Here is a 5,678-nt window from a genome sequence, read left to right as displayed (position 1 = left end):
GGTTCAGCATGGAGATGGGCGACCCGGCCAAGCGCATCGAGCAGGTCGGGACGGTGGTGGGGCAGTTGGTGGGGTGACGGGCCATCACATCTGAACATCGACGGAAGACTTGCGTTGGAGAAGTCGTCAGAGCGATCCTATCCACGATCAGAGACAGCATCGAGATCAGGCGGCCGACATGACCTTTCAACCAGAGCTGAAACGACTTTGATCCTATCCTCGCACCGAGGCTATGATTCATCAAAGCCACTGCTTAGCCACATGAAACGCATTCTGCACATGCCAATCACAGCAAATCCAGATGTCATGATAGGAAAGCCCCGGATCGCAGGAACCCGGATTACCGTCGAGTCGATCCTAGAGCGTCTCGGTGCCGGCGAGTCCGAAGCTCAGATCATCGAAGCTCAACCTCGCCTGACACAGCAAGATATCTTAGACGCCCTCCGTTTCGCTGCGGAATCGATGCGTGGAGATAAGTTCTACCCCATCGATGCCGACGCTGCCTAACTGTCAAGCCGCATCGATCCGATGAAGCTCCTCGCGGACGAGAATGTTGATGCAGTCATCGTGACCGCGCTCAGGAACGCAGGCCATCAGGTGCGCTACGTGTTGGAGTTGGACCCAGGGATTGACGATCGGTCAGTTCAGTGCTTGCTCTCGCAAATGCCGATGAGGCGATGGTCCTCACATCAGGCAAAGATTTCGGCGAGCTGGTTTTTCGGCAACAGCTCGTCAATGCTGGCGTAATCTTATATCGTCTCGCAGGCATCAGTCCCCACCGGAAGGCAGCAATCCTCGTCCAGGCGATTGAGCACCATGCATCGGAAATGCTCGGTGCCTTTGTCTTGATCGGTCCATGCCAGATGCGGATCCGACTCCGGCCAAAGCTAAGCAGCCTGTACCAGCCGCAAGATCATCTCGATGGAGGTAAAGGGGATGAATAGCGTTCCACCCTCGTGACGCTTGAGCAAGCCAAGTGTTTCGAGTCCCTTCGGATGCTGGGCAAACACCGCCGGATCGTTTGCGGTCGGCAACTGAGCCACCAACTCCTCCGCACGACAAGGGCCGATACCCCGCAGGTGATCGAGAAGCTCCAGCCCAGATGAGCAAGGTCACAAGCATCCATCAAGGCCGCGTCAGCCACGGTAATGATCGCGATCCCGCGCTGCCGAAGCCCATGGATGACCGCTTTTGGAATATGCTCGTCCGCGTAAAACCGACTCTCAGCCATTCGCGGCATCGGCAACCTTGGTCGACAACAAGGACACTGTCCGCTGGCGCATCGCCGCAATGAAGGCATCCCGATCAGCGATGTCCGACTCGATCTCGGGCCGGTGATCAAAGTAGTACGCTAAGGCGGCATACACCTGTGCGAGACCGAGATCCAGCTCGCTCGCGATCTCATCGGCCTGTCGACCAAGGTGCTCGTGCTGGAACACGATGTCGCGGACCTTGTTGCGACGGCCTGCAATATGCGCTTGTCCGCCGGCGGTTCCTGGAACGATCGCGATATGCGGCGTCTTGGTCTGATCGGGCATGGTCTCTACTCCAGACGACGTCTTCTTTAAGCGAAGCACGCTTGGGTTCGGAATGTCAATGCGACGATCGAGCGGCCATATTGAAGATCCCTGTTGCCTCAGACCGAGACCACGAGTTCGATCTCCCCGACTCGGCGCTCGACACTGGTCGCGATCTCCTCGCCATAGCGATGGACGTGAAGATCGATCTCGGCGTTACCATACCGCAGGCCGCGCACCTTGAGCCAGTTGAGGTAGCTCGGCAAGCGTGGCCGGCGTAGATGAATGCGCGCATGTTCGGGCTCGAACGCCAACCCGAGCATCGCCTGCACCGCCATGAACACCGCCCCGCTCGCCCACGCCTGCGGCGCGCAGGCCACCGGATAATGGGTCGGCGCCTGGCCGGGCTGACGGTCGAAGCCGCAGAACAGCTCCGGTAGCCGATGCAGATCGAAGTGGATCGCCGCGTTGAACAGACCCTCGATCAGCGTCAGTGCCGCCTCGTGAAAGCCGTTCTGCGCCAAGCCGGCGGCGGCGATCGCGGTGTCGTGCGGCCACACCGAGCCGTTGTGATAGGACATCGGGTTGTAACGCGGCTCGCCCGCGAACAGGGTGCGCAGCCCCCAGCCATTGAAGGCCGCCGGCGACACCAGTCCCTGGGCGACGCGCGCCGCGCGCTCGCCACTGATGGCGTGGTTCCAGAGCAGATGCGCCGGGTTCGAACTGCGTACCGCGCACGGCTGGCCTCGGCCATCGAGCGCGATCGCATAGGTGCCGAGCGACTCGACCCAGAAGCGCGTCTCCAGCTGCTCGACCAGACGTTCGGCCAGCTCCAGCCAGTGCCGCGTGCGTGCCGGCTCGCCCCGCAGTTCGGCCAACACCGCCGCCTGCCGCAGCGCCTCGATGGCATAGCCCTGCACCTCGCAGAGCGCGATCGGTGGCACCGCTAGGCGGCCGCTGTGGTCGAACACGGAGTCGTCGGAATCCTTCCAGCCCTGCTGCAGCAGGCCGCGCTGACCATAGCGCGCGTACACCAGCAGGCTGTACTGTTCGAGCTGACGCTCGATCCAGCCGAGCGCCCGCAGCAGATTCGGCCACAGCGTCTCGATCAGCGCATCATCGCCGGTGCGCTGGCGATAGCGACCGGCGAGCATCACGAACAGCGGCGTCGCATCGACCGTGCCGTAATAGCGCCGAAACGGCACCTCGCCGAGCGCGGCCATCTCGCCCTCGCGCATCTCGTGGATGATCTTGCCCGGCTCGGCCTCGCTGGCCGGATCCTCGTGCTCGGCCTGGGTCGCGGCGAGGAAGCGCAGCACGCCCGCCGCCAGGCTCGGCTGCGACCACAGCATCTGTAGCGCGGTGATCAGCCCGTCGCGACCGAACGGGGTCGAGAACCAGGGCACGCCAGCATAGGGATAGCGCCCATGTCGGGTCTCGGTGCAGAGCATCTGCAGATCGGCCGCCGAGCGATTGAGCCAATCGTTGAACTGCTCGTTATCGGTGAAGACCTCGGCGCGCGAGGCCCGATCCTCGGCGACCTCGCGATCGACGGCCTCGACCGAGTGCCGATGATCGCTGCCGCAGAAGAAGGCCTCGCCGCTCGCGCAGGCGATCATGGTCTCGAGCGTCCAGCGCGCACCCGGCTCAAGGGCGAGCCGGAAGTGGGCGCGCTGGGCGCTCAGGGCATCCGGTGGCCGGTCAAAGCCGATGCGGGTGCGGCGTCTGATCCCATCGAGCCCTTGATAGCCCAGCACCACCGCCGTGGTCTCCAGCTGCGCCTCTTGCAGCGCGCCACGGCGGGCGCGGCGCTCGCCGCGCACCTCGAACAGATCGCGAAAGTCGGCCTCGAAGCAGTACTGAAGATCGAGGCGCAGCGCGGCATCGTGGTAGTTGACGATCTGTAGACGCTCCGTCAGCGCGCAATCATGCATCGCCAGCTCCCGGCGCAGGTGCAACCGATCCTGTGGCAGCGCCATCTCGCCGCGCTGATAGAGGTCGACCGTGGTCTGATCGACCGCTAGCCGGGTGTTATCGAGCTGCACGGTCGAATTCAGCAACAGCGGCTCGCGCTCATCGATCAACAACCGCCATTCGGAGAGATGACGGGTGCCGAGGTAATAGAGCCCCTGCTCGCCAAGACCGACCCGAGCGATGTCGCCATGCCGACTGAAGACCGCAAAGCCATCGGCCGACTTCAACACCCGCGTGCGATCGTCCGCACGCGGCGAGGTGACCGGGATGTACCAGCGATCCTGGATGCGAATCGCATCATCCATCGCGACCGCTCCAGTCATCGAGCGGACCGTCGCTGACGAAACGCTCACCGGCCAGGGTTGCAGCGCGCAACGAGGATAGCGGCTGGCGCCCGATGATCGGTCGATGATGCGGCGCGGTCGGGATACGCTCCGGCGCCCGATCGGCTGCCCGGTCTGGCACCGGTTCTCGCAGGCGCTCTGCCGCACGGGTCGGGCGACGGTCGTCGACCGCGGCGCCCGTCGAGGCGATCAGCGAATGGTAGAGGTCGACATAGCCCTGGGCCATGCGCTCGGCGCTGAAGTGCTGCTCGAAGTGGCGCCGGCAGTCGCCACGATCGATCCGATCGAGACGACCGACCGCAGCGACGGCGGCGTCGAGGTCCTCGACGATGAAGCCGGTCACGCCCTCGGCCATCACCTCGGGCACCGAGCCTTGGCGGAAGGCGATCACCGGCGTGCCGCAGGCCATGGCCTCGGTCATGACCAATCCGAACGGCTCCGGCCAGGCGATCGGGAACAGCAGCGCGCGCGCGCCACCGAGCAGCGCGTTCTTGCCGACCTCGTCGACCTCGCCGATGAACTCGATCAGCGGATGTTCCAGCCAGGGGCGGATGCGCGCCTCGAAGTACTCCCGGTCGACCGGGTCGACCTTGGCCGCCATGCGCAACGGCATCCCGACCCGCAGCGCGATCTCGATCGCGGTCTCGGGTCCCTTCTCCGGCGACATGCGCCCGAGGAAGGCGAGATAGTCGCCCGGCTGCGGCTGGAAGTCGTAGAGGTCGGAGGGCAATCCGTTGTAAACGGTCCCCAGCCAGCGCGCGGTCGGCAGCGGCTCGCGCTGATGGTCGGAGATCGAGGCCACGGCCATGTCGCGGAACTCGGTGAACAGCGGGGCCAGGTCGGGCAGGTCCAGGCGACCGTGCAGGGTGGTCAGCTGCGGCGTCTGTAGATGGCGCCAGAGCGGGAAGTGCAGATAATCAAGGTGGAAGTGCACCACGTCGAACTTGCCGGCCAGCCGCGCCACATCGGCGATCTCGAGCATGTGCCAGGCGAGCGGATCGCGGCGTTCGCGCCCCAACCGCAGGGCCTCGGGCACCACCGCGTGCAACTCGGCGCTGGTTTGCGAGTCGGCACTTGCAAACAGGGTCACCTGGTGGCCCTGCGCGACCAACGCCTCGGTCAAGTAATGGACGACACGTTCGGTCCCGCCATAGGTCTTCGGCGGGACACTTTCGTATAACGGAGCGACCTGCGCGATTTTCATCTGTTGACAACCCTCGATAACGACGGACGATTGACAAAAGAGTTGCGCCAGCGGACGGCTTGCGACGGCACACCCGCAGGCGTACAGCCTTGGCTCTGGAGCTTGAGCCGGATCGTTTATAGGGTTTCCGGGACGGGGTTCAAGTCGTTCGCGCAACTCGTTCGCACGACCAAGGACGCCCCTAACCCATCTTGAACACCTATATTCATAATCCCTTCTAGATCATCAGCTTGCGCTGCATGAAATCGGCGAGTGGCACGACAAAGTCGCCATTCTTGAAAATGGGGTGGTTCAGACGAGCATCTTGGAGACACCTCCCGGGCTAGGATCAACGCCAAGCGCCTGATAGATCGCCCTCTGGCCAGCCTCTGCCTCGGTCGCCTTGCGCACATGCCAGGCGCGCCCATCGGGACGGCGGAATGTTGCGGTGACACGCTGTTGGCTGGAGAGGGTCTCGCGCAACAGCGTCCAGCTGTCGTGGATGCCCTGCTCACGCAAGCGCTGGCGGATCACCTGCACGAACTGATACGCCAGCATCGTGATGAACTTGAGCGAGTCGAGCACGAGGCTGTGCACCTCGGCGGGCGCCGTGCTCGCAGCGACGGTGGCCGCAGGCGCGGCGCCTTGACGAGCCAGCAG

The 5,678-nt window shown here is 63.9% G+C and carries 8 protein-coding genes and 1 pseudogene; 3 read left to right on the top strand and 6 right to left on the bottom strand.

Going from position 1 to position 5,678, the window contains the following annotated elements; all coding sequences use genetic code 11:
• Positions 1-241, bottom strand: a 241-nt coding sequence (locus tag ACLFQI_RS10950) for a hypothetical protein (protein WP_410759289.1), incomplete at its 3' end; no start/stop codon positions are given.
• A gap of 20 nt (positions 242-261) precedes the next feature.
• Here ACLFQI_RS10950 and ACLFQI_RS10945 point away from each other — a divergent pair.
• From ACLFQI_RS10945 to ACLFQI_RS10935, 3 genes are read left to right on the top strand one after another with little or no spacing between them, the layout of a single operon-like run.
• The gene (locus ACLFQI_RS10945; protein ID WP_410759287.1) at positions 262-507 is read left to right on the top strand and encodes a DUF433 domain-containing protein; all 246 of its coding nucleotides are present in this window, start codon (positions 262-264) and stop codon (positions 505-507) included.
• A 21-nt stretch (positions 508-528) separates the two neighbouring features.
• Positions 529-747: a DUF5615 family PIN-like protein gene (locus ACLFQI_RS10940; RefSeq protein ID WP_410759286.1), complete on the top strand. Its 219-nt coding sequence runs from the start codon at positions 529-531 to the stop codon at positions 745-747.
• Positions 648-944 (top strand): DUF5615 family PIN-like protein, encoded by a 297-nt coding sequence (locus ACLFQI_RS10935; protein WP_410759284.1) that lies wholly within the window; start codon positions 648-650, stop codon positions 942-944. The genes ACLFQI_RS10940 and ACLFQI_RS10935 overlap by 100 nt, the downstream gene beginning before the upstream one ends.
• Here the strand turns inward: ACLFQI_RS10935 and ACLFQI_RS10930 are convergent.
• The 5 genes and pseudogenes from ACLFQI_RS10930 to ACLFQI_RS10910 form a co-directional block, all read right to left on the bottom strand.
• Complete coding sequence (locus ACLFQI_RS10930) at positions 888-1,034, bottom strand: hypothetical protein (RefSeq protein WP_410759290.1); 147 nt, start codon at positions 1,032-1,034, stop codon at positions 888-890. The genes ACLFQI_RS10935 and ACLFQI_RS10930 overlap by 57 nt on opposite strands.
• Positions 1,035-1,223: 189 nt before the next feature.
• On the bottom strand, positions 1,224-1,538 hold the full coding sequence (locus tag ACLFQI_RS10925; RefSeq protein ID WP_410759282.1) for a DUF433 domain-containing protein: 315 nt from the start codon (positions 1,536-1,538) through the stop codon (positions 1,224-1,226).
• A 98-nt stretch (positions 1,539-1,636) separates the two neighbouring features.
• Positions 1,637-3,796 carry a glycogen debranching N-terminal domain-containing protein gene (locus ACLFQI_RS10920; protein ID WP_410759280.1) on the bottom strand — a complete coding sequence of 720 codons (2,160 nt, stop codon included), beginning with the start codon at positions 3,794-3,796 and terminating at the stop codon, positions 1,637-1,639.
• Positions 3,789-5,039, bottom strand: coding sequence for a glycosyltransferase family 4 protein (locus ACLFQI_RS10915; RefSeq protein ID WP_410759278.1), 1,251 nt, complete (start codon positions 5,037-5,039; stop codon positions 3,789-3,791). The genes ACLFQI_RS10920 and ACLFQI_RS10915 overlap by 8 nt, the downstream gene beginning before the upstream one ends.
• 291 nt (positions 5,040-5,330) lie before the next feature.
• Positions 5,331-5,678: pseudogene (locus ACLFQI_RS10910) on the bottom strand (hypothetical protein); the annotation flags it as partial.

Source organism: Halochromatium sp. (assembly GCF_046541315.1).
Classification (GTDB): Bacteria; Pseudomonadota; Gammaproteobacteria; order Chromatiales; family Chromatiaceae; genus Lamprobacter.
This window is presented reverse-complemented; position numbering and strand designations above follow the sequence as displayed.